Here is a 24,873-nt window from a genome sequence, read left to right on the forward strand (position 1 = left end):
TCGTCCGCCTGCCTTCCAGGAGCAGCCATGTCGGCACCCATCGTCGACGTCCACGACGTCCACCACACCTTCGGCAAGGACGTGCACGCGCTGGCCGGGGTCGACCTCGCCATCGAGCCCGGCATCGTCTACGGCCTGCTCGGTCCGAACGGGGCCGGCAAGACCACCCTGATCCGCGTCCTGGCGACGCTGCTCGTGCCCTCCCGGGGCCGGGTCACCGTCGCCGGCGTCGACGTGCTGGCCGACCCGGTCGCCGCGCGCACCCGTATCGGCCTGGCCGGGCAGTTCGCGGCGGTCGACGACTACCTCAGCGGCCGCGAGAACGTCGAGATGGTCGGGCGCCTGTACGGACTGTCGGCCCGCGACTCACGGCGCCGCACCGCCGAGGTGCTCGAGGGCGTCGGACTCGCCGCCGACGCGGGCCGCCTCGTGCGTACCTACTCCGGGGGCATGCGACGCCGCCTCGACCTCGCCGCTTCCCTGGTCGGACGGCCGCAGGTGATGTTCCTCGACGAGCCCACCACCGGTATCGACCCGCGCAACCGTCTCGACCTGTGGGAGCTGATCCAGGGCCTGGTCCGTGACGGCACCACGGTGCTGCTCACGACCCAGTACCTCGAGGAGGCGGACCAGCTCGCCAACCGCATCGGCGTCATCGACCGCGGCCGCATCATCACCGAGGGCACCGCCGACGAGCTCAAGGACACGCTCGAGACCGCGGTGCTGCAGGTCGGGGTCGCCGCCGACGACCGGACGGCCGTCGCCGCCCTGCTCACCGAGTTGACCGGCGACGAGCCGACCAGCGACGCGAACCGTGGCCACCTGCGGGTGCCCGCGCGCACGGGGACCAGGCTCCTGCTCGAGGCCGTCCGACGCCTCGACGCCGCCGGCATCGAACCGAGCGACGTCGCGCTGCTCAAGCCCAGCCTCGACGACGTGTTCCTCTCGCTGACGGGCGAGCGCCCCGGCACCGACGACCAAGCCGCAGACACGTCCACGGGCCACCGCCCGTCACGACGCACCGGAGCCCGCCGATGAGCGCCATCGCCGCCCACCCGTCCCAGGAAGGCCGCATCGGCCTGCGACGGGCCGTCACCGACACGCTGGTCATCGCCCGCAGGAACCTGCTCCGCAACGTCCGGCTGCCGCAGCTGCTGCTGTTCTCCACGATCCAGCCGGTGATGTTCCTGCTGCTGTTCAACTTCGTCTTCGGGGGCGCCATCGGCGGGGCCCTGCCGGCGGGCTACGACTACATCCAGTGGCTGATGCCGGGCCTGCTCATCCAGATCGCCACCTTCGGTGCCGGGCAGACGGCGATGGGGCTGACCGAGGACCTCTCCAAGGGCGTGATCGACCGGTTCCGTTCCCTGCCGATGGCCCGCTCGGCCGTGCTCGCCGGCCGGACCCTCGCCGACCTCGGCCGCAACGCGGCGGTGCTGTCGTTGATGCTGGTGGTCGGGTTCGCGATCGGTTTCCGCTGGCAGACCACGTTCCTGGGGTTCCTGGCCGGCTTCGGCATCGCCCTGCTGTTCGGCTACGCCCTGTCGTGGGTGATGGCGACGATCGGCCTGTACGTGCGCAACCCGGAAGCGGCCCAGTCGGCGGTGTTCCTGCCCGTCTTCCCGCTCGTGTTCGCGTCGTCGGTGTTCCTGCCGACGCAGACGATGCCGGACTGGCTGCGCACGTTCGCCGACCACCAGCCCATCACCGTGGTGGCCAATGCCCTGCGCGGCCTGATGCTCGGACCCGAGGCGCTGTTGCCGGGGCAGACGGTGGCCGGCCAGGTCGGGGCGGCGTTCGCCTGGATCGTCGGCATCACGCTGGTGTTCTCGCTGCTTGCCGTCCGCGTCTACCGACGGGTGCAGGCCAGCTGACGACGAGGAATCAGTTCAGGCGGGCCCGCGCACGGATCGCGGCCCGCCTGACCTCCTCGGCGTCGCTGGCGTCGGGGCCGACGAGTTCGAGATAGCTCTCGTAGGCCTGCGCCGCGAGATGGAACTGGCCGACCTGGGCGAGCAGCTCGCCGTGGACGCGGTGGTCGTCGGGCATCCGGTTGGGCAGCAGCAGCTTGAGCTCGATGGCCCAGCGGGCGTCGAGGTGTCGTTGCTCGGCGAGGTAAGCCCGCGTGAGGTCGTTGAGCTGACGACGCACGACGTTGACGGCCGGTGACGGGCGCAGCATCGAGCGGCGGAACCCGAGCTGGCCGGTCGTGGCGCGGTGGACGTGCTGCGCCAACTGGTCGTGGTCGAGGGGCGCACCGCCGCGCGAGGGATCGATGACGAGCGGCCGCTCGCCGGCGGCGATGCCCACGACCACCAGCCCCGGAAGCGCGATCGGATAGGCCTTGATCCCCACCCGCCGCGCGATCGAGACGTAGAGCATCGTCAGCGTCACCGGGACACCGGCCCTGCCGTCGAGCACGTCGGGCAGGAGCACGGTGTCGGGCGCCGGCCCGGGCGCCGCGCGAAACCCGTGCGCGTGCCCGAGATAGGTCCTGAGCGCGGCGGCCTCGGTGTCGGGGTCGCCGGCCCGGAAGCCGCTGGCGCGCAGGCCGTCGGCCAGGGCGTCGAGGCGGAGCAGCGCCCGGTCGACGTCGAGGTCGGGATGTGCCTCGGCACCGACGAGCAGGGCGGCCTCGGCGAGGTCCGCGTCGTGGCGGCGGACCAGCGAGACGAGGCGGCTTCTGGTGTGCTGCGGCATGCCGCGAGGCTACTGGAGTGGCTTCGAACCCCGGAGGCACCATGACCGCGGGCAAGGCGCCCCTAGGCTCGGGTCCGACCTTCGCCTCGCCGACCTCCACGCTCCGACAGGAACCGCCGTGCCCGATGCCGCCACGCCCGCACCCGTCGGCGTCGAGGTCGTCGAGGTGCCCGCCGGCCGGCTGCGGCTGGTCACGCTGACGCGGCCCGATGCGCGCAACGCCATGGACACGGCGCTGCTGATGGCGCTGGCGGACGCGCTGGACGATGCCGACCGGGACGCCGAATTGCGCGGGCTGCTGGTCACCGGCGCCGCCGGGATGTTCTCCGCCGGTGCCGACGTGCGCGAGCCACTCGGTGACGGTGGCCGCCGCCGGATGGAGCTGTTCACGACGGTCTACGAACAACTGACCCTGCTGCGGGTCCCCACCGCGGCGGCGGTGGAGGGGTACGCGGTCGGTGGTGGCGCCGAGCTGGCCGCCGCCTGCGACCTGCGGGTGGCGGCCGAGGACGCCGTCTTCCGCTTCCCCGGCGCCGTCCACGGCATCCCGGTCGGCACCGCACGCACCGTGGGCCAGGTCGGCCTCTCGGTCGCCAAGGACTGGGTGCTCTCGAGCCGCGACGTCCCGGCCGCCGAGGCGTTCCGTACCGGATTCGTCCAGCGGCTGGTGGCGGCCGGCGAGACGGTCGCGGTCGCGCGGACCTGGCTGGCGCAGGTCGCCGGTCGTGACCCCGACACGGTCGCGCTGCTGAAGCGCCTGTTCAACGACGCCTCGGGGCTGCGCAACCGGGTGGCCTTCGAGAACGACGCGCTTCGCGCACAGGCGGAGACCGGGCGGCTGGACCCCGGCCTCGACCGCGACCTGCCCCGGACCGTGCGGCCCCGACGGGTGTGAACGGCCGCGGTGCGGATCACTAGAGTCATCGGCACTGCACATGCCCCGGTCGGGGGTCGAAGGGAGCCGCGGTGAACCCGGAGAAGCCGGATCGCAACCTCGCGATCGAGATCGTGCGCGTGACCGAGGCGGCCGCGCTGGCCGCGGCCCGCTGGCAGGGGCTCGGCGACAAGGAAGGCGGTGACCAGGCCGCCGTCGACGCCATGCGCAAGATGCTCGAGACGATCGAGATGGACGGCACGGTCGTGATCGGCGAGGGGGAGAAGGACGAGGCCCCGATGCTGTTCAACGGCGAGGCCGTCGGCACCGGCAACCCGCCCCAGGTCGACATCGCGGTCGACCCCGTTGACGGCACGCGCCTGCTCGCCGACGGTCGACCCGGGGCGCTGGCGGTGCTGGCCGCGGCCCCGGCCGGGACCATGTTCGACCCGGGCCCGTGCGTCTACATGGAGAAGCTGGTCGTCGGCAACGAGGCGGCCGACCTGGTCGATCTCGACCGCCCGCTGGCCGACAACCTGCGCATCGTCGCCGACGCCAACGGCAAGGAGATGCGCGACCTCACGGTGATGATGCTCGACCGGGACCGCCACGAGGAGGCCAAGCGTCAGATCCGCGAGGCCGGCGCCCGGCTGCAGCTGATCACCGACGGCGACGTCGCCGGCGGCATCCTCGCCGCCTGGGACGAGCGCCCCGAGGTGGACCTGCTGTACGGCATCGGGGGGACGCCCGAGGGCGTGGTGACCGCGTGCGCCCTCAAGGCCCTGGGTGGCCAGCAGTTGGGCCGGTTGTGGGCCCGCAACGACGACGAGCGGCGGGCCGCCGAGGAGGCCGGCTACGACCTCGATGCGGTGCTGACGGTCGACGACCTGGTCCGCAGCGACGACTGCTTCTTCTCGGCCACCGGCATCACCCCGGGCCAGCTGGTCAACGGGGTGCAGTTCCGCGGGAACGGCGCGATCACCCAGTCGCTGGTGATGCGGGGCAAGTCGGGCACGGTGCGGCTGATCTCCGCGCGCCACCGCTTCGAGAAGCTGCGCCGGTACGCGTCGGTCGACTACTGACCGTGCCGGTGCGTCGGGTCACGCGGCGGCGGCACGCGCCAGGCGGTCGATCCTGACGCGAAGCTCGTCGAACGCGTGCTGGAAGTCGGCCCGGGCTCCCGCGGCGGGGTCCGGGATCGACCAGTGCAGGACCGGCGCGTCGAAGGGCACCCGGCGTTCGTGCGCGCGGTCGCAGACCGACACGACGAGGTCGGTTCCCGGAGGGACGGCGTCGAGTGGCCGCGGGGTGGCGCCCGAGAGATCGAGGCCGTTGCGCCGGGCGACGGCGACGGCGCCGCGGTGCACCCGGGCGGCCGGCGTCGTTCCGGCCGAGTGCGCCTCACGGCCGGTCCGCGCCTGCCACAGCGCCGCCGCCAGCTGCGAACGCGCCGCGTTGGCCGTGCAGACGAACAGCACCCGCTCGGCCCCGGTGTCCAGCGGAGGAGGCGGCCACAGGTGGGCGACCCGGTCGTAGCGCAGGCTCACGTAACGGCGTCGGTGGTCGCCCTGGGAGGGCCGGCGTCGCACGAGTCCGGCCTGCTCGAGCGTGTTGAGGTGGAAGGCGAGCAGGTTCGCGGACACGCCCGCGATCGTGCCCAGTTCCTTCGGCGCGCGGTCGGTCAACTGCAGCGCATCGACGATCCGCAGGCGCGTCTCGTCACCGAGCGCGCGGTGGATCGCGGCACGGACGGCGAGATCGGTGGTCGTGGCATCGGTCATTCGCTCAAGAATAACTGAGCTAACCTGCGAGCGCCGACGACCGCGGCGCCAGCACGTCGCGAGCCCGCCCCTGCCGGAGCCCCGCATGCCATCCGAGACCCCTTCGACCGCCGCGGCCGTCGACGCGCGTGACGCCGCCGTGACGGGGCGACTGTCGCTGCTCGACCGCTTCCTCCCGGTGTGGATCGGCGCCGCCATGCTCGGCGGGCTGCTCCTCGGCCGCCTGGTCCCAGGTGTGGGCGAGGCACTCGAGGCGCTCGAGATCGACACGGTCTCGCTCCCCATCGCCGTCGGGCTGCTGGTGATGATGTACCCGCCGCTGGCAAAGGTCCGTTACGGACAACTGCGCGAGGTGACCGCCGACCGGCGGCTGGTGGTCACCTCGCTGGTGCTGAACTGGCTCGTCGGGCCGGCGTTGATGTTCGCCCTGGCGTGGACGTTCCTGCCGGATCTCCCCGAGTACCGGACCGGGTTGATCATCGTGGGCCTGGCCCGCTGCATCGCGATGGTCCTGATCTGGAACGACCTCGCCTGCGGCGACACCGATGCCGCCGCGGTCCTGGTCGCCATCAACTCCGTGTTCCAGATCGCGGCCTACTCGCTGCTCGGCTACTTCTACCTGTCGGTCCTGCCCGGCTGGCTGGGCTGGGAGCAGCAGACACTCGACGTCTCCCTGTGGCAGATCACCCGGGCCGTCCTGGTCTTCCTCGGCATCCCCTTGCTCGCCGGCTTCCTCACCCGCACGCTGGGGGAGAAGCGCAGGGGCCGGGCGTGGTACGAGGGCACGTTCCTGCCGCGCATCGGGCCGTGGGCGCTGTACGGCCTGCTCGCCACGGTGGTCATGCTGTTCGCATTGCAGGGCGACCAGATCGTCGCCAACCCGCTCGACGTGGGTCGGATCGCGATCCCGCTGCTGGTGTACTTCGCGCTCATGTTCGGCGTGTCGTTCGCGCTCGGCAGGAAGGTCGGCCTGGGCTACGAGCGCAACGCCACGCTGTCGTTCACGGCGGCCGGCAACAACTTCGAGCTCGCCATCGCCGTCGCGATCGGCGTGTTCGGCGCCACTTCGGGGCAGGCGCTCGCGGGCGTGGTCGGACCCCTCATCGAGGTGCCGGCCCTGGTCGGGCTGGTCTATGTCGCCCTGTGGGCCCGGCGCCGCTTCTACCCGGGATCGCCACCTCCGCGTAGATGACGTTCGTGCGGCCGCCGTCTCATCGGAGGGCGAGCGCCTCGCGGAGCACCTCGACACGGTCCGCGGCCACGCGGAAGTAGGCCCAGCGGCCGCGCTGCTCCCGCTCGAGCAGCCCCGCCGAGGTGAGCGCCGTCAGGTGGTGGCTGATCGTGGGCTGGGACCGGTCCAACGGGGCGGTCAGGTCGCAGACGCAGGCCTCGCCGTCGGGTGCGTTGGCGATCAGGGACAGCAGCCGCAGCCGGATCGGATCCGCGAGGAGCTTGAACGCGGCGGCGAGCTGCTCGGCCTCCTCGGCGCTCAGCGCGGCCTGCATGACCGGGGCGCAGCACGGTTCGATCGTCTGGACGTCCATGGCGGTCTCCTGGCGGCGAAGGCGTGCCTGGCACGGCGTCGCGTCGGGGGGCGAGCCGCATCGTGCCGGTCACATCGACGCACGTCAATGCGTTGTGCGCACGGTTCCGCACCACGCATCGACGGACGTCGATGAGACGTCTATGGTTTCCATATCGACGCCGATCGATACGGGCCGACGGGGCCCACCGGCGTCACCCGAGGAGCACGACCATGTCCCGTGTCCAACTCGCCCTCGACGTCACCGACCTCGACGCCGCCGTCGCCTTCTACACCGCGCTCTTCGGCGTCGGACCGGCGAAGCGCAAGCCGGGTTACGCCAACTTCGCGGTCGAGGATCCACCGCTCAAGCTGGTCCTGCTGGAGGGCGCCACCGGCGGCACCCTCAACCACCTCGGCATCGAGGTGGTCGACCGCGACGCCGTGAACTCCGCCGCCGGGCGGCTCGCCGCCGAGGGCCTCGCCACCGACGAGCGCGCCGGCGAGACCTGTTGCTACGCCACCCAGGACAAGGTCTGGGTCGGCGACCCCGATGGCGCGCGCTGGGAGGTCTACACCGTGCTCGCCGACGCCGACACGTTCGCCGAACCGTCCCTTACCTGCTGCTGAACCGCTGGCACGTCCACACGAAGAGCGAGGAAGAACCATGGACCCGATCACCCTGCTGCAGATCACCCACGTCGAACAGCGCGTCGCCCGGGCCACCGCGGCCGCGCACAACGCCGCCGTACGCCAACGTCGGGCCCGGGCGCGCGCACGTCGCTGGTCGCTGGGCGACCTCATGGTGACGCGCCGGGCGGCCCCGCCGGCCTGCGCGACCTGCTGACGGCGAGTCGGCGGGCCACGGGCGCGGGCGCCCGGTGCGGTCAGCCGAAACGGCCGGTGATGTAGGCCTCGGTCCGCTCGTCGGCGGCCTCGGTGAACAGCGTCTCCGTGCGGTCGAACTCCACCAGTCGCCCGGTCCGCTGCCCGTCCTCGTCGTCGATGTCGACGGTGAGGAACGCGGTCCGGTCCGAGACCCGCGCCGCCTGCTGCATGTTGTGGGTCACGATCACGATCGAGTACTGACCGCGCAGTTCGCGCATCAGGTCCTCGATCTTCAGCGTCGCGATCGGGTCGAGGGCCGAGCACGGCTCGTCCATCAGGATCACGTCCGGCTCCAGCGCGATCGCCCGGGCGATGCACAGCCGCTGCTGCTGGCCGCCCGACAGCGAGGTGCCGGGGGCGTTGAGCTTGTCCTTCACCTCGTCCCACAGCGCCGCGCCACGCAGGGCCTGCTCGACCCGGTCGCCGAGTTGGCGGGTCATACCGTGCAGCCGCGGCCCGAACGCCACGTTGTCGTAGATCGACATCGCGAACGGGTTCGGTTTCTGGAACACCATGCCGATGCGGCGGCGGACCTCGGCGGCGTCGACGGCGGGGTCGTAGATGTCCTCGCCGTGGTAGGTGACCGAGCCCTCGACCGTGCAACCCTCGATGAGGTCGTTGAGACGGTTGAGCGTCCTCAGCAGCGTCGACTTGCCGCAGCCGGACGGGCCGATCAGCGCCGTGATCTCGCCGGTCGGGATCCGCAGGTCGATGTCGGCGACGGCGGCGTCGCCGCCGTAGCGCACCGTCACGCCGCGGATCTCGAACACGGCGCCGTCGATCTCGGACGGCACGGTCGGTTGGTCGCGGCCGTCCAGGTGTGGCCTGGTCGTGGACGCGCCGCCCGCGGATTCGGTCACCGACAGGGTCGCGTCCGGGGTGCGCACGCCCAGGTCGGTGGGGAGGGGGTTGTCGGTCATGTTCGAAGACCTCGCGGTCAGCGGCGGGTGCCCCAGCGCGCCGTGACGAACCGGGCAGCCAGGGTGAGGATCAGCACGACCAGCATCAGGAACAGCGCGCCGGCCCAGGCACGCTGCTGGCCGGCGGGAAAGGGCTGGCGGGCACCGCGATAGATCAGCAGCGTGAGGGAGGCGATGGGCGTCCCCTGCAACTGGCTGACGACCTGCAACGAGCCCAACGCGGTCAGCAGCAGCACGGCCGTCTCGCCGGCGGCCCGGGCGACCGCAAGCATCGCGCCGGTCACCAGTCCCGGCGCCGCACTCGGCACGACCACGCGCAGGATCGTCTGCCACTTGCGTGCGCCGAGGCCGATCGAGGCCGCCCGCTGGTCCTCGGGGACCAGCTTGAGCATCTCTTCGCTGGAGCGGACGATGATCGGCAGCATGAGCACGGCGAGTCCGGCGGCCCCGACGATCGCTCCGAACCCGAAGGCGCCGCGGACGAGCAGGGCGTAGATGAACAGGCCGACGAAGACGCTCGGGACCCCGGTCATCACGTCGGTGAAGAACCGGATGACGCGCGGCAGCCAGCCCCGCCCGTACTCGGTGAGGTAGATCGCCGCGAGAATGCCCACCGGCACCGAGACCAGGGTGGCGAACCCGACCATGTAGGCCGAGCCGATGATGCCGTGGACGTAGCCGCCGCCCTCGCGGCGCGCGCCCGGCTGAATCTGGGTCAGGAACTCCCCGTCGAGCGCCGGGAGTCCGCGCCGGGTGACCTCCGCGAGGATCAGCACCAGCGGAACCACGGCCACGACCATGCCGAGCGAGAGCAGCAGACGGGCCAACGAGGACCGGCCGCGGCGTCGGCGCGTGTGGGCGTCGACCTCGCGCAGGCTGACACGCGGCCGGTCGGGCCGGATGAGGGTGTCGCTCACAGCGCGGCGTCTCCTGCGACGCGCCCGATCCGCCACACGAGCAGCCGGGCGAGGACGTTGACGATGACGGTGATCAGGAACAGCCCGACCCCGACGGCGATCAGGGCGTCCACGGTCTCGGGCGCGGCGTCCTGGAAGGTGCTGGCGATGTGGCCCGCCATCGACTGACCGGCGAAGAACAGGCTCGCGCCCCAGCGCTGCTGGCCGCCGATGAGCATCGCAACGGCGATCGTCTCGCCGAGGGCACGGCCGAGGCCGAGCATGGTGGCGCCGACGATGCCCGGGAACGAGCGCTTGACGATGACGCGGCGCATCACCTCCCAGTCGGTCGCGCCCATCCCGTAGGCAGCCTGGATCTGGTCTTCGGGGGTCTGCGCCATGACCTCGCGGGCGATCGCCGTGATGATCGGCAGGATCATGATGGCGAGCACGTTGCCCGCGATGAAGTAGTTGACGTTGCGGGCCGGGCCCTCGAACAGCCACCCGATGAGCGGGACGTTTCCCAAGGTGGCGATCAGCACCCGCGAGATCGGTTGGAGCACGACGGGGGAGAAGAACAGCAGGCCCCACAGCCCGTAGACCACCGAGGGAATCGCGGCGAGCAGCTCGACGGTGGCGGACAGCGCCTGACGGAACCGCCTCGGCGCGATCCGGTTGATGTAGAGCGAGATGGCCAGTGCCAGCGGGAGCGCGATCGCGATCGCGATCGCGGAGCTGATCAGCGTGCCGTAGATGAACGCGAAGGCGCCGTACGCGCCGGTGAACTCGTCCCGGCTCGACCCCGCGTCCCACTCGCTGCTGGTGAAGAAGCTGACGATGCCCTGGTAGTCGAACACCGGCCAGGCGTCGCGCGCGGTCGAGCCGATCATCAGGCCGAGCACGGCCAGGACCGACACGCCCGCCGCAAGGGCGATCGCGCGGAACAGCGGATCGGCCCAGCGGCCGGAGCCGGTGGGCCGCAGGTCGGGGCGTCGGTCGGGGGACGTCGAGGTGATGCTCACCCAGGGCCTCCTGCGTGGTGCGACGAGTGGCTGGTGGGCGCCGCAGGACGGCGACGCCCACCAGCCGGGAGATCAGTTCTGCGCGTTGATCCGCTCGATGGCGGCGAGCACGTCGGGCTTGACGTCATCGGCCAGCGGCGCGTAGCCGAGTTCCAGGGCGAGGTCGTCGCCGTTCTCGACCGCCCACGTCCAGAAGTCGATCAGCAGGTCCGCCGTCTCCTGGTCGTACCCGCACTCCCAGGCGAAGATCCAGTTGGTCCCCGCGATCGGATAGCCGTCGCCGCCGACCCCGAGGATGTCGAACCGGAAGTCGTCGGGGATGTCGATCGCCGACAGCGCGGCGGAGGTGGCCTCGAGGGTCGGCTGGACCGCGTTGCCGTCGCGGTTGACCACCGAGGCGGTCTGCAGCCCGAGTTCGAGCGCATAGGCCTGGTTGATGTAGCCGATGCCGCCGTCGTTCTGCGTGATGCCGGCGGACACGCCCTCGTTGCCCTCACCACCGATGGTCCCCGACGGCCACTGCACCTCGGTGCCCTCACCGAGCGTCCAGGTGTCGGTGTCGGCGTCGAGGTACTTGGTGAACACCGAGGTGGTCCCCGAGCCGTCCGAGCGGTGGACGGGGATGAACTCCTTGTCGGGAAGGTCGACGCCGGGGTTGAGCTCCGCGATCGCGGGGTCGTTCCACATCGTGATGCGTCGCTCGAAGATGTCGGCGATCAGGTCGCCGGTGAGCACCAGCTCCTCGATCTCTGGCTCGTCGTAGGCGATGGTCACCGCGCCGAAGACGACCGGGATCTCGATGGGGTCGCAGCCACGCTCGGTCGCGGCCAGCTGCAGGTCGTCCTCCGCCAGCACGCGTTCGGACGAACCGAAGTCGACGGTCTGGCTGAGGAACTGCTCGATCCCGCCGCCCGAACCGATCGACTGGTAGTTGATGAGGGCGTTGGGGTTGACGTCGTCCGCGTACGCGAAGATCCACTCTTCGAAGACCGGCGTCGGGAAGGTGGCGCCGGCCCCGTCGAGCGCGCCGGCCGGCCCGCCGGCGGTGGCCGGGTCGTCGCCGTCCTCGGCGGCCGGTTCGTCAGCGGTTGCGGGAGCGTCCTCGTCGACCGCCTGCGCGGTCGGGTCGCCGATGTCGGGGTCTGCACCGCAGGCGGAGACCAGGAGGGAGGCAGCCGCGAGGACGGCGGCTCGCCGGGTGAACGTACGCATCGAGTGTCACTCCAGGAGCGTGGCAGCGGAAGGGCGGAACGACGGTGACGCTACGAAGCCCGTCTTCCGGTGCCGTGACCTGCGGTGGAACGGAAGGTGAACGATCCCGAGTCTGGGTCACCCAGGTGAACCCGCGGTTGCGGACAGGCGACGTCGAGCTGACCATCGCGGCCCGAGGCGCGCGTCAGTGCCTGCGCAGCGCGGAGACGCGTCCCGGCCGACCGCGGGTGGGCGCAGCCGCGCACCCCAGGCGGCGGTGGAGGAAGTCCGCGATCGCGTCGTGGATCTCGTCGGGGAACTCGAGCAGCGCGCCGTGGGTGGCGTCGTGGACCACGCGCAGCTCGGCATCGGGGATGGCCGCCAGCATCTCCTCGCCGACCTCCTTCGGGGACCAGGGGTCGGCCGAACCCACCAGCACGTGCGTCGGGACGTCCACCTCGTGCAGCCACGGCCCGGCGTCGAAGTCGTGCATGCCCCTGGCGACCTCGACCGCGACGGCGGGGTCGCACGCGGCGAGGTGGCGGAAGTAGTCGTCCATCTCCTCGACCGGGGTGTAGGGGCCCAGCGCCCGGATCGCACGCGCGACCGGCATCGCCACGGGCAGACGGGGAGCGAGCGCGGCCAGGCGGCGGATCGGCCCCGGCACCAGCGGTACCGCGTGGTAGAGCAGCGGGAACAGGCGACTGCCGAGATCGGTGCCGTAGAAGGTCCGCATCGGCGACGAGAAGGGGCCGGTGACCAGCACCAGGCCGGCGACGAGGTCGGGGCGCTGTCGCCACAGTGCGAGCGCGACCTCGCAGCCCATCGAGTGGCCCAACGCCACCGTGCCCGTCAGGCCCTCGGCGTCGAGGACGGCGGCGACGTCGCCCGCGAGCCGCTCGATGGTGTAGTCCTCGGCCCGGGCGGGTCGCAGCCGGCTGCCGCGGTCCGGAGGGCAACCCGACGCACCGACGCCGCGGTAGTTGAGGACGACCACCGGGTGGCGTTCGGCGAGCGCGCCGGCGACACGCGCCCAGTGGTTGTCCGGACACAGGTACCCGGCGCAGAGCACCAGGGGGATCGTGTCGTCGTCGCCCCCGAGCACGGTGTAACGGATCGTCACCCCGTCGGCACTGACGGCCTCGCGGTCCTTGGTCCACACGTGACCGCCCCGGTCGCGATCGGGCCGTGCACGCGAAAGGCCCAGCGCCGCACCCAGCGTTCGCCCGGCGTTCATCGGACGTTCACCCTGACCTCGCACACTTCGTCACGACCGCCGACCGTAGCCCCCACCGGTGCAGGAGAACGCATGCGAGCCCCGACCGCCGCCGTCGCGCCCCGTCCCGCGCCGGTCGCCGAGCCGCGCGGCGCCGTCGCCACGGACGGCCCGTCTGCGCCGCCCGTGCTCCGCCTCGAGCAGGTCGGCGTCAGCTACGGCGCGGTAGCAGCCGTCTCTGGCGTGTCCTTCGACGTGCGCACCCGCGAGATCACCGCGCTGATCGGACCGTCCGGATGCGGCAAGTCGACGCTGCTGCGGGCGATGAACCGCATGAACGACCTCGTCGACGGCGCCCGGGTCGAGGGTCGCGTGACCTACCACGACCGGGACCTGTACGCCCCCGACGTCGACCCGGTGGAGGTCCGTCGCCGCATCGGCATGGTGTTCCAGAAGCCGAACCCGTTCCCGAAGTCGATCTACGACAACGTGGCGTTCGGTCCCCGCCTGCTCGGGCGCGTCGACGACCTCGACGACGTCGTCGAGCACGCCCTGCGTGCCGCCGCGCTCTGGGACGAGGTCAAGCACGGTCTCGACGCCTCGGGTCTCGCCCTCTCGGGTGGCCAGCAACAGCGGCTGTGCATCGCCCGGGCCATCGCCACTTCGCCGGACGTCCTGCTGATGGACGAACCCTGCTCCGCCCTCGATCCGATCGCCACCCTGAAGATCGAGGACCTGATGCGCGAGTTGCGCGAGCGGTACACGATCGTGGTGGTGACCCACAACATGCAGCAGGCGGCGCGGGTGTCGGACTGGACGGCCTTTCTCTCGGTCGACGTCGACGGGACCTCGAGGAGCCGGGGCGGCACGCTGGTGGAGTTCGACCGGACCGAACGGCTCTTCACCCAGGCCGCGGACGAGCGCACGGAGGCCTACATCACCGGACGGTTCGGTTGACGGCCCTGCTCCGCGGGGCCTTCCAGGCCCGGCTCGACGACGTCGACGACGAGCTCGTCGGGGCCGCGCTGGTGGTCGCGGAGGCGCTGCCACGCACGGCGAGGGCGCTGCTGCAGGGGGAGGCCGCCGTCGCCGACGTCGTCCGCTCCATGGCCCGCGACGTCAACGAACGCTGCCGCTGGGTCGAGGAACAGGGGTTCGTGCTGCTCGCGCGCGAGGCACCGGTCGCGGGGGACCTGCGGCGGCTGGTCGGCATCCTGCGGCTGGTCACCTCCGTCGAACGCTCGGCCGCCCTGCTGCGGCACATCGGTGAGGCGGTCGAACGCGTCGACACCACGGCGTTGCCCGACGAGATCCGCGCCATCATCGAGGCGCTGGGGACCTCCGCCGGCGAGGTGTTCCGTCAGGGGGTCGATGCCTGGCGACGCCGGGACGCGCTCGCCGTCCACGAGGTCGATCGGGAGGACGAGATGGTCGACCGGCTCCAGCAGCGGTTGCTCGGCCGGGCCCGTGAGGTCGTCGACGCGCCGGCGGAGTTGTTGCTGCTCGGACTGCTGGCCCGGTACTACGAACGCATCGCCGACCACGGGGTCTCGTTCGCGCAGCACGCGGCGTTCGCGGTGACGGGAGCGCGGATCGACGTGGGCCGGTGAGGCCCGTCGACGCTGCCCGCTCAGCGCTCGGACGCGGACAGTTCCACGGTCCGGCCGGTCGCGACGAAGACCGTCTGTTCGGCGATGTCGACGCCATGGTCGGCGAACCGTTCGAGCAGCCGGGCCAGCTGGATCATGTGGGTCGCCCATTCGAGGCGGTGCTCGTCCTGGGACGCCAGGCGCACCAGCCGGTGGAAGATGCCGAGGTTGAGCCGGTCGACGTCGTCGTCGAGGCGCGCACACGCCCTGGCGTGCTCGACGTCACGGTGCACGAACGCCTGCATGGCCGCGTGGGCCACCTCGCGGGCACGAGTGCCCATCTCGAGCAGCTGCCCGGTCAGTGCCTCGTCGGCCGGCAGGTCGCGGACCCGCTCCACGGTGCGGGCCACGCCGGACGCGTAGTCGCCCATCCGCTCGAGGTGGAGGCTGACGTGGATCAGCGCCGTCAACAACCGCAGGTCACCGGCGACGGGGCCGTGCAGCGCGACGACGGCCAATACGCCCTGCTGCACCTGCTCGTAGGCACGGTCGAGTTCGTCGTCGGCGACCACGACCCGTCGGGCGGCTTCGAGGTCGGAGACCTCCAGCGCCTGCAATGCTTCACCCAGCATCGCGTCGGCACGCTCGCTCATGGCCACGACGCGCGTCAACAGCTGGTCGAGCTGGGCCTGCAGGTCGTGCCGCATGACGGACCCCCTTCGCCCTCCGTAGCGTAAGACCCAGGACAAGGAACCACCACCGATGCCGAAGCTGTTGCTGGTCGAGGACGAGCAGGCGATCGCCGCGGGGCTGGCGATCACGCTCGAGGCCGAGGGATTCCAGGTCGTCTGGGTCAAGGACGGGCTCGAAGCCATTCCGGCCTGGGAGCGCATCCGCCCCGATCTCGTCGTGCTCGACCTGATGCTGCCGGGCATGTCCGGTACCGAGATCTGCCGGGCGATCCGGGCCCGTTCCGACGTCCCGATCATCATGCTCACGGCCCGTGAGGCCGAGGTCGACCGGGTCGTGGGGCTCGAACTCGGCGCCGACGACTACGTGACCAAGCCGTTCTCGACCCGCGAACTGATCGCCCGCATCAAGGCCGTGCTGCGTCGCGCCCCGTTGCACGACCTCGGCGGGGACGATGCTCCCGTCGAGGCGTCCGGCGTCCGCGTCGACCGCGCCCGCCACGAGGTCCGCGTCGACGGGGTGGCGGTCGAGCTGCCGCCGAAGGAGTTCGAACTGCTGGCCTACCTCGTCGAACACGCCGGGCGGGTGCTCACGAGAGGACAGCTCATCGACGAGGTGTGGGGCAGCGACTACGTGGGGGACACCAAGACGCTCGACGTCCACATCCGTCGCCTGCGCATGCGCGTCGAACGGGAACCGGACGCGCCGACCCGGATCCAGACCGTGCGGGGCGTGGGCTACCGGTTCGCCGACTCGTGAATCCGCGCCCGCTGTTGCTCGCGCTGGCGTATGGCGTGCTGGCGTACGCCGCGACCCGGATGCTGTCGGCCGGCGCCGCGATGGCGGTGGTGGTGGCGGGGGCGATCGGGGTGTGGATCGTCGCCGACACGTTCGAGTCGCGCCGTCTCAGCCGACTGACGGGCCGGGTCGGCGCCTGGCTGGTCGAGGAGGACCACCGTCCGGTGCAGCTGCGCGGAGGCCCCGAGTGGCGCGAGCTCGGGATCGCGCTGAACACGCTCGGAGCCGAATACCAGCGCCGCGGGGAACGCATCGCCCGCGAACGCCCGTGGCGTCGGGAGCTCGTCGACTCGCTGGTGCAGCCGGCGCTGCTGTTCTCCGGTGACGGCCGGATGCTCGCCGCCAACGCTCCCGCCCGCGACCTGCTCGGCATCCCGGTCGACGCGGAGCGCATGACCGTCGTGCAGGCCGTCGGCAGCACCGCCCTCGCCGAGTCGGTCCACGAGGCCAGGATCTCGCGCCAGCCGGTCACCATCGACGCCGAGCATCGTGGCCACGAACTGCGTGCAACCGTCTCGCTCGTCGGCGACGAGACCCTGATGATCATCGTCGACCGCACCCGCGAGCGCCGGACCGAGGAACTGCGTCGCAACTTCGTGGTCAACGCCTCGCACGAACTCAAGACCCCGGTGACGGGGATCCAGACCCTGGCCGAGGCGATGCGGGTCACGCTCGACCGCGATCCCGGGCGGCTGCCGTCGCTGATCAACCAGCTCGGTGACGAGGCCGAACGGCTCGCCCGGCTGGTCAACGACCTGCTCGACCTGCGGCGGCTGGAGGAGCGTGGCCCGCTGGAGCGCGTCCCGGTCGACCTCGCCGAACTGGTGCGGCAGGTGGTCGTCGGTCTGCTCGCCCGGGCCGAGGAGCGCGAGGTCGAGCTGGTGGTCGACGCTCCCGACCGCGCCCGCGTCGCAGGGGTGCCCGGCGACCTCGAGGTGATCGTCAAGAACCTCGTCGGCAACGCCGTGCAGTACAACCGACCCGGCGGCACCGTCGTCGTCCGTCTCGCGCCCGAGGACGGCGGCTACCTGCTGACCGTGCGTGACACGGGCATCGGCATCCCGCAGCAGGACCTGTCGCGGGTCTTCGAGCGGTTCTACCGCGTCGACACCGCCCGCTCGCGCGAGACGGGCGGGACCGGCCTCGGCCTGTCCATCGTGCGTCACGCCGTCGAGCGGCACGGCGGCAGCGTGCGCGTCGACAGCCTGCTCGGCGAGGGCACGACGTTCACGGTCCGGTTGCCGGTGGCGCCTCCGCCCTGAGCCCACGCCCCTTCGCTCAGCGCACGACCAATTCGCGTTTCAGGAGGCAGACGATTGGCTGCGCCCGGAAAGAGGGTAGGCAGCCGATGGACGACGACGAGCAACGGGACCTGTGGGAGGCGACCGCCGCGGCGGTGGCCCACGAACTCGCGACGCCGCTTGCGGCGACCCAGGCCGCCATCCGTCTGCTCGCCGCCGCCGAGAGCGACGACGAGCGGGAGCAGCTGAGCGACGCCGCCCTGCGCAACCTGCAGCTGCTGGAACTGCAGGTGCGCCGGCTGCAGCAGTTGGACGCGGCCGCGCCGGCGCCGGCGGTGCAACCGGGCGTCGACCTGGCCGCCCTGGTGCGGGAGACCGTCGAGGACCTCGCGCTGACGACGCTCGGTGACCACCCCACCACGGTGGAGGCGCCCGGGCAGGTCGTGCTCGAGGCCGATCCGAACCAGCTGCGGCAGGTGCTGTTCAACCTGCTCTCCAACGCCGCCAAGTACTCGCCGGCCGGACGCGACATCGTGATCGACGTCGAGCCGGGCGCCGACGAGGTGATGCTGCGGGTACGCGACCGCGGGGAGGGCGTCGCCCCCGAGGACGCCGACCGGATCTTCGAGCGCTACGAGCGTGCCGCGACCGACCACCAGGGCGCCGGCCTGGGCCTGTACCTCTCGCGGCGGATCGCCCGCGCGCACGGTGGCGACCTGCACCTGGTGCCCGCCGAGGGCGAGGGCGCCGTCTTCGAGCTCGTGCTCCCGACCCGCCAGGGCGGCGGGGCGACACGCGGGGAGTGACCGACGCGGGCCCGCCACTAGCCTGCCGGCCATGAACCCTCCAGACCTCACACGCGAGCGGGGCAAGACGCTGCGTGCTCCCGCGATCCTCGACGCGCTCTCGCACGAGCTGCCCGATGCCACGATCGCCCTGGAGTTCTCGAATCGGTGGGAACTGCTGGTCGCGACCATGCTGTCGGCCCAGTCGACCGACGTGAAGGTCAACGAGGTCACCCGCGTGCTGTTCCGCGAGCTCCCCGGTCCCGAGGCGTTCGCCGAGGCGCCGCTGGAGCGCATCGAGCAGCTGATCGGCGCCCTCGGGCTGTTCCGCCAGAAGGCGAAGAACGTCCAGGCCACCGCCCGGCTGCTGCTCGAGCACCACGGTGGCGAGGTGCCGGACACCATGGAGGAGCTGCTGGCGCTGCCGGGTGTCGCGCGCAAAACGGCCAACGTCGTGCTGTCGAACGGGTTCGGTGTCCACGTCGGTGTGGTCGTCGACACCCACGTCGCGAGGCTCGCCAGGCGCCTGCGGTTCACCCGCGAGGAGGACCCGAAGAAGATCGAGCGCGACCTGATGCGGTTGTTCCCGCAGCAGCGGTGGCTGGACGTCTCGGACCTGCTCATCCACCACGGTCGCCGGACCTGCCATGCCCGGCGTCCCCGCTGCGAGGACTGCGTGATCGAGCCGCTGTGTCCGTCGTCGCAGGAGGCGGGGCTCAGCGACAAGCGGTAGCGCTAGCGGCGACGCACCCGGCGTGACCAGATGACGCTCGCGACGGCGATCAACGCCAGCATGCTGGCGACGACGGCCTGCACCGCGTGGAAGGGCTCGACGACCTCGACGGTCGGCGACACGATCTCGAGGTGATCGGCGCGCAGGGTGATGCCCCCGCCGTCCTGCGGGTCCGCCCGGTGCAGTACCCCCTCGAGCTGGAGGATGTCGCCGCGGCGCCCCGGTCGACCCACGCCCTCGATCTGCTCGTGCAGCCCGTCGGGCAGCCACACCGACAGGCCGGTGTTGAACCCACGCAGCTCGCGGTGCCCGCCCAGCGGGCCGACCTCGAGCGCGTAGTCGTCGTCGTTGACCTGCAGCCACGCGCCACCCTCGCGCGGCAGGACCTCGCCGATCGCCTCGCCGACGAACACGACCCGAAGGCCGTCGAAGGCGCTCGGACAGGCATACACGTGCCCCGAGGTGATGCGGCGGCCGCCGACGAGCGTCTCGCCCATCGCCTGCAGGAAGTGCTCGTCGGCGCCCCGCCGACAGATGCCCGGGTCCTCCTCGATGCCGATCGGCGGCAGGTTCTCGACCAGGAACGGGGTGGTGTCGAGCAACGGCTTGGTACGCAACAGCAGCTCGGCACCCCCGAGCAACGTTGCGACGGCGACCACGGCGGCGACCAGCAGCCGGCGCGTCGGTCGACGGCGGTGGCGGCGGGGGTTGGACACGGCGCTGCTCATCGGGACGCCCGTCCGCGGGCGAGCGAGATCAGGTACCCGATCAGCGCGAACACGGCCACGAACTCCAGGCGGCCGAGCCACATCTGGACCAGGTAGACCGCCATGAGGCCACGCGGCATGTCCGGCTCGGTCACGCCGATCGACAGGCCCATGTTCGCCGCCGCGGAGACCGACTCGAACAGGGTCTGGGTGATGTCGTAGCCGCCGTAGGCGAGCCCCACCATCGCCCCGAGCAGGTACGTGACGACGAACAGCAGCAGCACCGTCGTCGCGGCCCGTGCCATGTCGTCGCGCAGGATCGTGCGGCGGCCGGCGTTGTAGGTCGTCACCACCACCGCCGACTCCGGGTTGAGCAGCTTGCGGACGTCGTGGACCAGGGTCTTGGCGGCGATGCCGACGCGGATCGCCTTGATCCCGCCCGCGGTCGACGATGCCATCCCGCCCAGCGCCATGGTCGCCACGATCGCCGCGGGCGCCATCACCCCCCAGTCGGTCAGATAGGTGTCCCCGACATTGACCTGGAATCCGGCGCTCGAGACCGCCGAGATCATCGTGAAGAACCCCTTGCGGATGAGCGCCGGCAGGGTGTCATAGGTGCCCGACCGCACGAGACCGAAACAGATCACCGCGAACAGCACGCTCGACGACAGCGCGAGCGTGCGCGTCTCGATGTGCCGCAGCACCTGCCGTGGGTCCCCGTGCCACATCTGGAAGTGGAGCCCGAACGAGATCGCCCCGGCCAGCATCAGCACCAGCAGGACCGCCTCGACGGCGAACGAGTGGTAGTAGATGACCGAGGCCTGCATCGGCGAGAAGCCGCCCGTGTCGAACGCGGCCAGGAACAGGTTGACGCCGTGGTAGAGGGCCCGGGCGGGAGTGAAGCCGGCGACCAGCAGGGTCACCGTCACCGCAAAGGTCCCGACCACCAGGTAGGTGGCGGCGACCTTGTAGATGAAGCGTGACGTGCGGATGAAGTTGGGCAGGATCCGCTCGTCCCGGGCCTCCGCGAGATACAGGGTCCCGATCCGCCCGCCGCCGGCGGCGAACAGCGACAGCACGACGATGATGATCCCCTGGCCGCCGGCGAAGTGCGTCAGATGGCGGTACAGGTCCATCGAGTAGGTGGTGTGGTCGAGGTCGCTGATGACCGACAGCCCCGTGGTGGTCAGGCCCGACATCGCCTCGAACACCGCCGAGAGCAGATCGGCGTAGTGCCCGGACAGATACATCGGAACGGCGGCGAAGATGGCGCCGATCAACCACGCCAGAGCGACCGTGACCATGCCATGGGCCCAGGTCAGCGGCTGGCGGGTGGCCAACCGGGCCTCGGCGACGGAGCCGGCGATGGCGGTCAGCGCCGCGCCGATCACCAGTGCGGACAGCGTGTTCCACTCGCCGAGCACGAGCGCCACGACGGCCGGGACGAGCATCAGCAGCGAGAGGCCGAGCAGGACCTTGCCGAGGTAGAAGCCGATGAGGCGCAGGTCGTCGGCGCCCGGACGCAGCAGCACGGCTCAGCCGACCAACGCGAGCATGACCAGCGCGATCAGGCATGCGGCGGCGAGCGCGCTCAGCGCCATCAGGGCCAGCACGCCGATCCCGCGAGCCGCGGCACGCCCGGTCGGTTCGGGAGCGCGGTCCTGCCTCACCTGCGGCCCAGCAGCGTGTGGGTCAGACGTTCCTCGAGTTCGGGGCTGGTCAGCACGACCACCTCGTCGCCCGGCAGCAGCTGGGCGCCGCCTCGGGGGATCACGGTCTCGCTGCCCCGGAAGATGGCGACCAGGACCGCCTCATGGGGCAGGTCGAGGTCCTCGATGGCGCGCGGGCCCGGTGCCCGTGGTCCGTCGGGGATGCGCAACTCGACCAGGCTCACGCGGCCGCCCTTCAGGCTGGTGAGGTGGATCAGTTCGCCGATGGAGAACTCGTTCTCCAGCAGCTCCGAGATCAGCCGCGTCGAGGACACCGGCTCGATCCCGAGCCGCTCGAAGATCTCGACGTTCTTGGGGGTGTTGACCCGGCTGATGGCGCGCTTGACGCCGAACTCGATCTTGGCGAGCTGACACGCCACGAGGTTGTCGTCGTCCTCGTGGGTGGTCGCGACGAACACGTCCGCGCGGTCGGTGTGCGCCTGCTCGAGGTAGCGGACGTCGCAGGCGTCGCCCTCGATGACGAGCACGTTGGTCTCGGCGACCAACTGCTCACAGCGGGATCCGATGCGTTCGACGACGGTGACCTCGTGCCCCTTGTCGATCATGTCCTTGGCGATGTAGCGGCCGATCTTGCCGCCGCCGGCGATCACGACGTACACGAGCTACTCCTGACCCATGTGGATGCGCTCGCGGTCGAACGGATCGCGGACGAGTTCCTGGATGCGGCGGTGTGCCGCGGGCTTCATCGCCGCGGTCAGCACGTCGTCGCGTTCCAGTCGGTCGGTCCGGTCGGGGATGAAGACGCGCGTGCCGCGACGAACGGCGGCGACCCGCAGCTGGCCGTCGACCTCGAACTCCTCGACGGTCATGCCGTGACCACGCGTGTCCACCTCGAGGTCGACGATCGAGACCTCGGTGTCCGTGAAGGCCACGTGCAGCGGGTAGCTCTCGTCGCGGAACTCGTTGAGGAACAGCTTCGCGATCAGGCCGGTGCCCGACACGTACCGCACGCCGAGCTTGCGGTAGACGTCCTCGCGCTCGGGGTTGAACAGCCGCGCGATCGTGCGGGGGACGTCGTACAGATGGGTCGCGATCTCGACCGCCATGAGGTTGGCGTTGTCGAAGCGGGTGACCGCGATCAGTCCGTCGGCGCGGTGGACACCGGCCTGTTCGAGCACGTCGCGGTCGGTGCAGTCGCCGACCACGGTCTCGCCGTTGAACGCCGAACCGAGCCGGTCGAACGCCAGCGGGTCGACGTCGCAGACGACGACGTCGGTGTCGGCGTCCTCGGACAGGCGGTCGGCGATCTCCGCCCCGAGACGGCCACAACCACCGATGATGATGTGCACGACGGGTTCTTCCCACGACGACCAAGCCGTCCGACCTGGCCAACGCGACAGTATGCCAAGGCCGGGCACGGGCGCGGTAGGCAGCCGTCGGTACGCTCGTGGCATGCCTCCTACCACGCTCCTGCTCGCGGCGCCGCGCGGATTCTGCGCGGGCGTCGACCGTGCCGTCCTGATCGTCGAGAAGGCGCTCGAGTCGTACGGCGCGCCCGTCTACGTCCGCCACGAGATCGTCCACAACACCCACGTGGTCGAGTCGTTGCGCCGCGAGGGCGCCGTCTTCGTCGAGGACGAGACCGTGGTGCCCGAGGGTGCGGTCGTGGTGTTCTCGGCGCACGGCTCGCCGCCCGAGGCGTTCGCCAACTCGAAGCGGCTCGGCCACAGCCTGATCGACGCGACGTGCCCGTTGGTGACGAAGGTCCACAACGAGGCCCGCCGCTTCGCCGAGGCCGACATGGACATCGTGCTGATCGGTCACGAGGGCCACCAGGAGGTCATCGGCACGATGGGGCAGGCGCCGCGTTCCATCCGCCTGGTCGAGACGCCCGACGACGTCGACGCGCTCGAGTACGACCACGACGCGAACATCGCCTACATCACCCAGACCACGCTGTCGATGGACGAGACCAGCGCCGTGGTCGGCCGGCTGCGGGAGCGCTTCCCGATGCTGCACCAGCCGAAGAAGGACGACATCTGCTACGCGACCCAGAACCGCCAGGACGCGGTGAAGGACCTCGCGGGCGCGTGTGACGTCATCCTCGTGGTCGGCTCGCAGACCTCGTCCAACAGCAAGCGGCTCGTCGAGGTGTCGCGCGACCGGGGCACCCCGGCACACCTGATCGACTCGGCCGCCGACATCGACGAGGCCTGGGTCCGCGACGCCACCACGGTCGGGCTGACCTCGGGCGCCTCCGCGCCCGAGGTGCTGGTCGAGGGGGTCATCGACTGGTTCCGTGACCGCGGGCTGCAGAAGGTGCGCACGGTCACGACCGTCGAGGAGGACGTCGAGTTCGCGATGCCGTCGGTGCTCACGCGCCGGCTTCAGGGCAGCGGCGCCTCGTCGACCGACGGGTCGGGTTCGTCGGCGCCGTCCGCGTCGGCGCGCGCCCGGACGTAGGCGTCCCACAGCGACGGGGCGAGCACCTCGGTCTGCCACGGTCGCAACTCGACGAGCGCGCACAATTCGGCGGCATCCTGCGGCTGCCCGGTGATCGCCCGCCACAGCGGCTTGGACGGACACAGCACGCCGGCGTCGACGCCGAGCTCGTCGGCCACCTCGGTGCGGGCGCGACGCAGCGCGTCGAAGACGCGGCGATCGCCGTCGGACCAGCGGTGCCCGGACGTCTCGCGCGGTTCGGGAGCGGCCTCGAGCCCCCGCTCGACGGCCGCGAAGAGGTCCGCGGCGTGGCGGCGCAGCAGGTTGCGCCGGCGCTGGCTGCGCCGGACCAGCTGGGGGACCGTGCGCGGTGGCTCGGTGGCGATCGAACGCAGCACGTCGTCGTGCAGCAGCCGGTTCGGAGCGATGTCGTGTTCCTGGGCCAGCCGCTCGCGCTCCTCCCAGACGGCGCGCAGCACGGCGCGCTGCTCCGGTGCGAGGCGCCCGCTGCCCTTGACCCGGGTCCAGTCGCGCGTCGACTCCCCGGCCCGGGCCACGGTGGCGGTCAGCTCCTGCTCGTACCAGTGGCGTCGTCCCGCGGCGTCGAGCCGGTCGGCCATCTCCCGCCACAGGGCCGGGAGATGGACCACGTCGCCGGCCGCGTAGGCGGCCATGCCGTCGGAGAGCGGCCGCTCCTCCCAGTCCGCGCGCTGGTAGGCCTCCTTGTCGGCGGTCAGCTGGACCCCGAGCACCTCGTCGAGCAGTGATCCCAGCCCGGTCGGCAGACCCAGGACCGCCGCCGCCACGGCGGTGTCGGCGACCCGGTCGGGGACCACGCCCTTCGCGGCGAGCGGTTCGAGGTCGTTCTCGATCGCGTGCAGCACCGCGACGCGGTCGGGACCGAGGAAGGCGTCGAGGTCGGGCATGGCCGGCAGCGTGACGCCGTCGAGCAGCAGGCAGTGCCCGGCGACGCCGACCTGGACCAGGGCCGCCCGGCGGAAGTAGCTGTCGGCGTCGGCACGTTCGACGTCGACACCGACCACGTCCGCTGCCACGGCCCGCAGCCCGTCGGCGACCTCCTCGTCGCGGTCCACGAAGCGCACGCTGAAGGCGTCCAGCGCCGCTGGCGGCTCGGTGACGCGGCTCATGTGGCCTCGGAGGACGACGGCCGGCAACCCTACCTCGCGTGGTCGCCGTACCCCGATGTG

At 71.5% G+C, this 24,873-nt stretch carries 29 protein-coding genes; 14 read left to right on the top strand and 15 right to left on the bottom strand.

All coding sequences use genetic code 11. The annotated features are described in order from the left end of the window. The first annotated feature begins 27 nt into the window (after positions 1-27). Together ACERMF_RS02955 and ACERMF_RS02960 are read left to right on the top strand one after the other, a co-directional pair. Complete coding sequence (locus ACERMF_RS02955; protein WP_373667527.1) at positions 28-1,038, top strand: ATP-binding cassette domain-containing protein; 1,011 nt, start codon at positions 28-30, stop codon at positions 1,036-1,038. After that, positions 1,035-1,874, top strand: a complete 840-nt coding sequence (locus ACERMF_RS02960; protein WP_373667528.1) for an ABC transporter permease — start codon at positions 1,035-1,037, stop codon at positions 1,872-1,874. The genes ACERMF_RS02955 and ACERMF_RS02960 overlap by 4 nt, the downstream gene beginning before the upstream one ends. A 10-nt stretch (positions 1,875-1,884) precedes the next feature. On the opposite strand, the gene ACERMF_RS02965 is transcribed toward ACERMF_RS02960, so the two are convergent. Continuing rightward, positions 1,885-2,700 (bottom strand): tetratricopeptide repeat protein, encoded by an 816-nt coding sequence (locus ACERMF_RS02965; protein ID WP_373667529.1) that lies wholly within the window; start codon positions 2,698-2,700, stop codon positions 1,885-1,887. A gap of 118 nt (positions 2,701-2,818) precedes the next feature. On the opposite strand from ACERMF_RS02965, the gene ACERMF_RS02970 reads away from it, so the two are divergent. Then, entirely contained in the window at positions 2,819-3,595 is a 777-nt protein-coding gene (locus ACERMF_RS02970; RefSeq protein WP_373667530.1) for an enoyl-CoA hydratase/isomerase family protein, read from the top strand. A gap of 71 nt (positions 3,596-3,666) precedes the next feature. Beyond that, entirely contained in the window at positions 3,667-4,656 is a 990-nt protein-coding gene (gene glpX, locus ACERMF_RS02975) for a class II fructose-bisphosphatase (protein ID WP_373667531.1), read from the top strand. 18 nt (positions 4,657-4,674) lie between these two features. Here the strand turns inward: glpX and ACERMF_RS02980 are convergent, their stop codons facing one another. Further along, entirely contained in the window at positions 4,675-5,355 is a 681-nt protein-coding gene (locus ACERMF_RS02980) for a helix-turn-helix domain-containing protein (protein WP_373667532.1), read from the bottom strand. Between the two features lie 85 nt (positions 5,356-5,440). On the opposite strand from ACERMF_RS02980, the gene arsB reads away from it, so the two are divergent. Beyond that, the gene (arsB, locus tag ACERMF_RS02985) at positions 5,441-6,547 is read left to right on the top strand and encodes an ACR3 family arsenite efflux transporter (RefSeq protein ID WP_373667533.1); all 1,107 of its coding nucleotides are present in this window, start codon (positions 5,441-5,443) and stop codon (positions 6,545-6,547) included. Positions 6,548-6,566: 19 nt separating this feature from the next. Here arsB and ACERMF_RS02990 read toward each other — a convergent pair whose 3' ends face one another. Further along, on the bottom strand, positions 6,567-6,899 hold the full coding sequence (locus ACERMF_RS02990; RefSeq protein WP_373667534.1) for an ArsR/SmtB family transcription factor: 333 nt from the start codon (positions 6,897-6,899) through the stop codon (positions 6,567-6,569). A 212-nt stretch (positions 6,900-7,111) separates the two neighbouring features. Between ACERMF_RS02990 and ACERMF_RS02995 the strand changes: the two genes are divergently transcribed. Together ACERMF_RS02995 and ACERMF_RS03000 are read left to right on the top strand one after the other, a co-directional pair. After that, the gene (locus ACERMF_RS02995; protein WP_373667535.1) at positions 7,112-7,507 is read left to right on the top strand and encodes an ArsI/CadI family heavy metal resistance metalloenzyme; all 396 of its coding nucleotides are present in this window, start codon (positions 7,112-7,114) and stop codon (positions 7,505-7,507) included. A gap of 37 nt (positions 7,508-7,544) precedes the next feature. Then, positions 7,545-7,724, top strand: coding sequence for a hypothetical protein (locus tag ACERMF_RS03000; RefSeq protein WP_373667536.1), 180 nt, complete (start codon positions 7,545-7,547; stop codon positions 7,722-7,724). Positions 7,725-7,764: 40 nt separating this feature from the next. Here ACERMF_RS03000 and pstB (ACERMF_RS03005) read toward each other — a convergent pair whose 3' ends face one another. The 5 genes from pstB (ACERMF_RS03005) to ACERMF_RS03025 all read right to left on the bottom strand — a co-directional run bounded on the left by pstB (ACERMF_RS03005) (position 7,765) and on the right by ACERMF_RS03025 (position 13,031). Continuing rightward, entirely contained in the window at positions 7,765-8,685 is a 921-nt protein-coding gene (gene pstB, locus ACERMF_RS03005; protein ID WP_373667537.1) for a phosphate ABC transporter ATP-binding protein PstB, read from the bottom strand. A gap of 17 nt (positions 8,686-8,702) precedes the next feature. Then, positions 8,703-9,602, bottom strand: coding sequence for a phosphate ABC transporter permease PstA (pstA, locus tag ACERMF_RS03010; protein WP_373667538.1), 900 nt, complete (start codon positions 9,600-9,602; stop codon positions 8,703-8,705). Next, the gene (gene pstC / locus ACERMF_RS03015; RefSeq protein ID WP_373667539.1) at positions 9,599-10,603 is read right to left on the bottom strand and encodes a phosphate ABC transporter permease subunit PstC; all 1,005 of its coding nucleotides are present in this window, start codon (positions 10,601-10,603) and stop codon (positions 9,599-9,601) included. The genes pstA and pstC overlap by 4 nt, the downstream gene beginning before the upstream one ends. Positions 10,604-10,675: 72 nt before the next feature. Then, entirely contained in the window at positions 10,676-11,815 is a 1,140-nt protein-coding gene (gene pstS, locus ACERMF_RS03020) for a phosphate ABC transporter substrate-binding protein PstS (protein ID WP_373667540.1), read from the bottom strand. A 184-nt stretch (positions 11,816-11,999) separates the two neighbouring features. Further along, positions 12,000-13,031 carry an alpha/beta fold hydrolase gene (locus ACERMF_RS03025; RefSeq protein ID WP_373667541.1) on the bottom strand — a complete coding sequence of 344 codons (1,032 nt, stop codon included), beginning with the start codon at positions 13,029-13,031 and terminating at the stop codon, positions 12,000-12,002. Positions 13,032-13,103: 72 nt separating this feature from the next. Here ACERMF_RS03025 and pstB (ACERMF_RS03030) point away from each other — a divergent pair, with 72 nt between their 5' ends. Together pstB (ACERMF_RS03030) and ACERMF_RS03035 are read left to right on the top strand one after the other, a co-directional pair. Beyond that, a complete protein-coding gene (gene pstB / locus ACERMF_RS03030; protein WP_373667542.1) occupies positions 13,104-13,967 on the top strand; it encodes a phosphate ABC transporter ATP-binding protein PstB in 864 nt (287 codons plus the stop codon). Further along, positions 13,964-14,620, top strand: coding sequence for a phosphate uptake regulator PhoU (locus tag ACERMF_RS03035; protein ID WP_373667543.1), 657 nt, complete (start codon positions 13,964-13,966; stop codon positions 14,618-14,620). The genes pstB (ACERMF_RS03030) and ACERMF_RS03035 overlap by 4 nt, the downstream gene beginning before the upstream one ends. A 20-nt stretch (positions 14,621-14,640) precedes the next feature. Here the strand turns inward: ACERMF_RS03035 and phoU are convergent, their stop codons facing one another. Next, positions 14,641-15,306, bottom strand: a complete 666-nt coding sequence (gene phoU / locus ACERMF_RS03040; protein ID WP_373667544.1) for a phosphate signaling complex protein PhoU — start codon at positions 15,304-15,306, stop codon at positions 14,641-14,643. Positions 15,307-15,361: 55 nt separating this feature from the next. Here phoU and ACERMF_RS03045 point away from each other — a divergent pair, with 55 nt between their 5' ends. The 4 genes from ACERMF_RS03045 to nth all read left to right on the top strand — a co-directional run bounded on the left by ACERMF_RS03045 (position 15,362) and on the right by nth (position 18,846). Continuing rightward, a complete protein-coding gene (locus tag ACERMF_RS03045; RefSeq protein WP_373667545.1) occupies positions 15,362-16,048 on the top strand; it encodes a response regulator in 687 nt (228 codons plus the stop codon). After that, entirely contained in the window at positions 16,045-17,349 is a 1,305-nt protein-coding gene (locus tag ACERMF_RS03050) for a sensor histidine kinase (protein ID WP_373667546.1), read from the top strand. Before ACERMF_RS03045 ends, ACERMF_RS03050 begins: the two co-directional genes overlap by 4 nt. Before the next feature lie 86 nt (positions 17,350-17,435). Further along, the gene (locus ACERMF_RS03055) at positions 17,436-18,134 is read left to right on the top strand and encodes a sensor histidine kinase (RefSeq protein WP_373667547.1); all 699 of its coding nucleotides are present in this window, start codon (positions 17,436-17,438) and stop codon (positions 18,132-18,134) included. A gap of 31 nt (positions 18,135-18,165) precedes the next feature. Next, the gene (gene nth, locus ACERMF_RS03060; protein ID WP_373667548.1) at positions 18,166-18,846 is read left to right on the top strand and encodes an endonuclease III; all 681 of its coding nucleotides are present in this window, start codon (positions 18,166-18,168) and stop codon (positions 18,844-18,846) included. Between the two features lie 2 nt (positions 18,847-18,848). Here the strand turns inward: nth and ACERMF_RS03065 are convergent, their stop codons facing one another. From ACERMF_RS03065 to ACERMF_RS03085, 5 genes are read right to left on the bottom strand one after another with little or no spacing between them, the layout of a single operon-like run. After that, positions 18,849-19,574, bottom strand: coding sequence for a hypothetical protein (locus ACERMF_RS03065; RefSeq protein ID WP_373667549.1), 726 nt, complete (start codon positions 19,572-19,574; stop codon positions 18,849-18,851). Then, the gene (locus ACERMF_RS03070; protein ID WP_373667550.1) at positions 19,571-21,085 is read right to left on the bottom strand and encodes a TrkH family potassium uptake protein; all 1,515 of its coding nucleotides are present in this window, start codon (positions 21,083-21,085) and stop codon (positions 19,571-19,573) included. Before ACERMF_RS03070 ends, ACERMF_RS03065 begins: the two co-directional genes overlap by 4 nt. 3 nt (positions 21,086-21,088) lie before the next feature. Further along, positions 21,089-21,223 carry a hypothetical protein gene (locus ACERMF_RS03075; protein WP_373667551.1) on the bottom strand — a complete coding sequence of 45 codons (135 nt, stop codon included), beginning with the start codon at positions 21,221-21,223 and terminating at the stop codon, positions 21,089-21,091. Continuing rightward, complete coding sequence (locus ACERMF_RS03080) at positions 21,220-21,882, bottom strand: TrkA family potassium uptake protein (protein ID WP_373667552.1); 663 nt, start codon at positions 21,880-21,882, stop codon at positions 21,220-21,222. Before ACERMF_RS03080 ends, ACERMF_RS03075 begins: the two co-directional genes overlap by 4 nt. A gap of 3 nt (positions 21,883-21,885) precedes the next feature. Next, complete coding sequence (locus ACERMF_RS03085) at positions 21,886-22,572, bottom strand: TrkA family potassium uptake protein (RefSeq protein WP_373667553.1); 687 nt, start codon at positions 22,570-22,572, stop codon at positions 21,886-21,888. Positions 22,573-22,675: 103 nt separating this feature from the next. On the opposite strand from ACERMF_RS03085, the gene ACERMF_RS03090 reads away from it, so the two are divergent. After that, the gene (locus ACERMF_RS03090) at positions 22,676-23,686 is read left to right on the top strand and encodes a 4-hydroxy-3-methylbut-2-enyl diphosphate reductase (RefSeq protein ID WP_373667554.1); all 1,011 of its coding nucleotides are present in this window, start codon (positions 22,676-22,678) and stop codon (positions 23,684-23,686) included. Here the strand turns inward: ACERMF_RS03090 and ACERMF_RS03095 are convergent. Continuing rightward, positions 23,611-24,813 (bottom strand): HRDC domain-containing protein, encoded by a 1,203-nt coding sequence (locus tag ACERMF_RS03095; protein ID WP_373667555.1) that lies wholly within the window; start codon positions 24,811-24,813, stop codon positions 23,611-23,613. The genes ACERMF_RS03090 and ACERMF_RS03095 overlap by 76 nt on opposite strands. Positions 24,814-24,873 lie beyond the last annotated feature (60 nt).

It is taken from the genome of Egicoccus sp. AB-alg6-2 (assembly GCF_041821025.1).
In the GTDB taxonomy this organism is placed as follows: Bacteria; Actinomycetota; Nitriliruptoria; order Nitriliruptorales; family Nitriliruptoraceae; genus Egicoccus.

Bases quoted from the DNA above. Each gene is read 5' to 3' on its own strand.
- nth (WP_373667548.1), top strand. From the start codon at position 18,166: ATGAACCCTCCAGACCTCACACGCGAGCGGGGCAAGACGCTGCGTGCT.
- ACERMF_RS03090 (WP_373667554.1), top strand. From the start codon at position 22,676: ATGCCTCCTACCACGCTCCTGCTCGCGGCGCCGCGCGGATTCTGCGCG.
- ACERMF_RS03045 (WP_373667545.1), top strand. From the start codon at position 15,362: ATGCCGAAGCTGTTGCTGGTCGAGGACGAGCAGGCGATCGCCGCGGGG.
- ACERMF_RS02990 (WP_373667534.1), bottom strand. From the start codon at position 6,899: ATGGACGTCCAGACGATCGAACCGTGCTGCGCCCCGGTCATGCAGGCC.
- ACERMF_RS02960 (WP_373667528.1), top strand. From the start codon at position 1,035: ATGAGCGCCATCGCCGCCCACCCGTCCCAGGAAGGCCGCATCGGCCTG.
- phoU (WP_373667544.1), bottom strand. From the start codon at position 15,306: ATGCGGCACGACCTGCAGGCCCAGCTCGACCAGCTGTTGACGCGCGTC.
- ACERMF_RS02965 (WP_373667529.1), bottom strand. From the start codon at position 2,700: ATGCCGCAGCACACCAGAAGCCGCCTCGTCTCGCTGGTCCGCCGCCAC.
- ACERMF_RS03065 (WP_373667549.1), bottom strand. From the start codon at position 19,574: ATGAGCAGCGCCGTGTCCAACCCCCGCCGCCACCGCCGTCGACCGACG.
- ACERMF_RS03055 (WP_373667547.1), top strand. From the start codon at position 17,436: ATGGACGACGACGAGCAACGGGACCTGTGGGAGGCGACCGCCGCGGCG.
- pstB (WP_373667537.1), bottom strand. From the start codon at position 8,685: ATGACCGACAACCCCCTCCCCACCGACCTGGGCGTGCGCACCCCGGAC.
- ACERMF_RS02980 (WP_373667532.1), bottom strand. From the start codon at position 5,355: ATGACCGATGCCACGACCACCGATCTCGCCGTCCGTGCCGCGATCCAC.
- ACERMF_RS02995 (WP_373667535.1), top strand. From the start codon at position 7,112: ATGTCCCGTGTCCAACTCGCCCTCGACGTCACCGACCTCGACGCCGCC.
- ACERMF_RS03095 (WP_373667555.1), bottom strand. From the start codon at position 24,813: ATGAGCCGCGTCACCGAGCCGCCAGCGGCGCTGGACGCCTTCAGCGTG.
- ACERMF_RS03025 (WP_373667541.1), bottom strand. From the start codon at position 13,031: ATGAACGCCGGGCGAACGCTGGGTGCGGCGCTGGGCCTTTCGCGTGCA.
- arsB (WP_373667533.1), top strand. From the start codon at position 5,441: ATGCCATCCGAGACCCCTTCGACCGCCGCGGCCGTCGACGCGCGTGAC.
- pstS (WP_373667540.1), bottom strand. From the start codon at position 11,815: ATGCGTACGTTCACCCGGCGAGCCGCCGTCCTCGCGGCTGCCTCCCTC.
- pstB (WP_373667542.1), top strand. From the start codon at position 13,104: ATGCGAGCCCCGACCGCCGCCGTCGCGCCCCGTCCCGCGCCGGTCGCC.
- ACERMF_RS03000 (WP_373667536.1), top strand. From the start codon at position 7,545: ATGGACCCGATCACCCTGCTGCAGATCACCCACGTCGAACAGCGCGTC.
- ACERMF_RS02955 (WP_373667527.1), top strand. From the start codon at position 28: ATGTCGGCACCCATCGTCGACGTCCACGACGTCCACCACACCTTCGGC.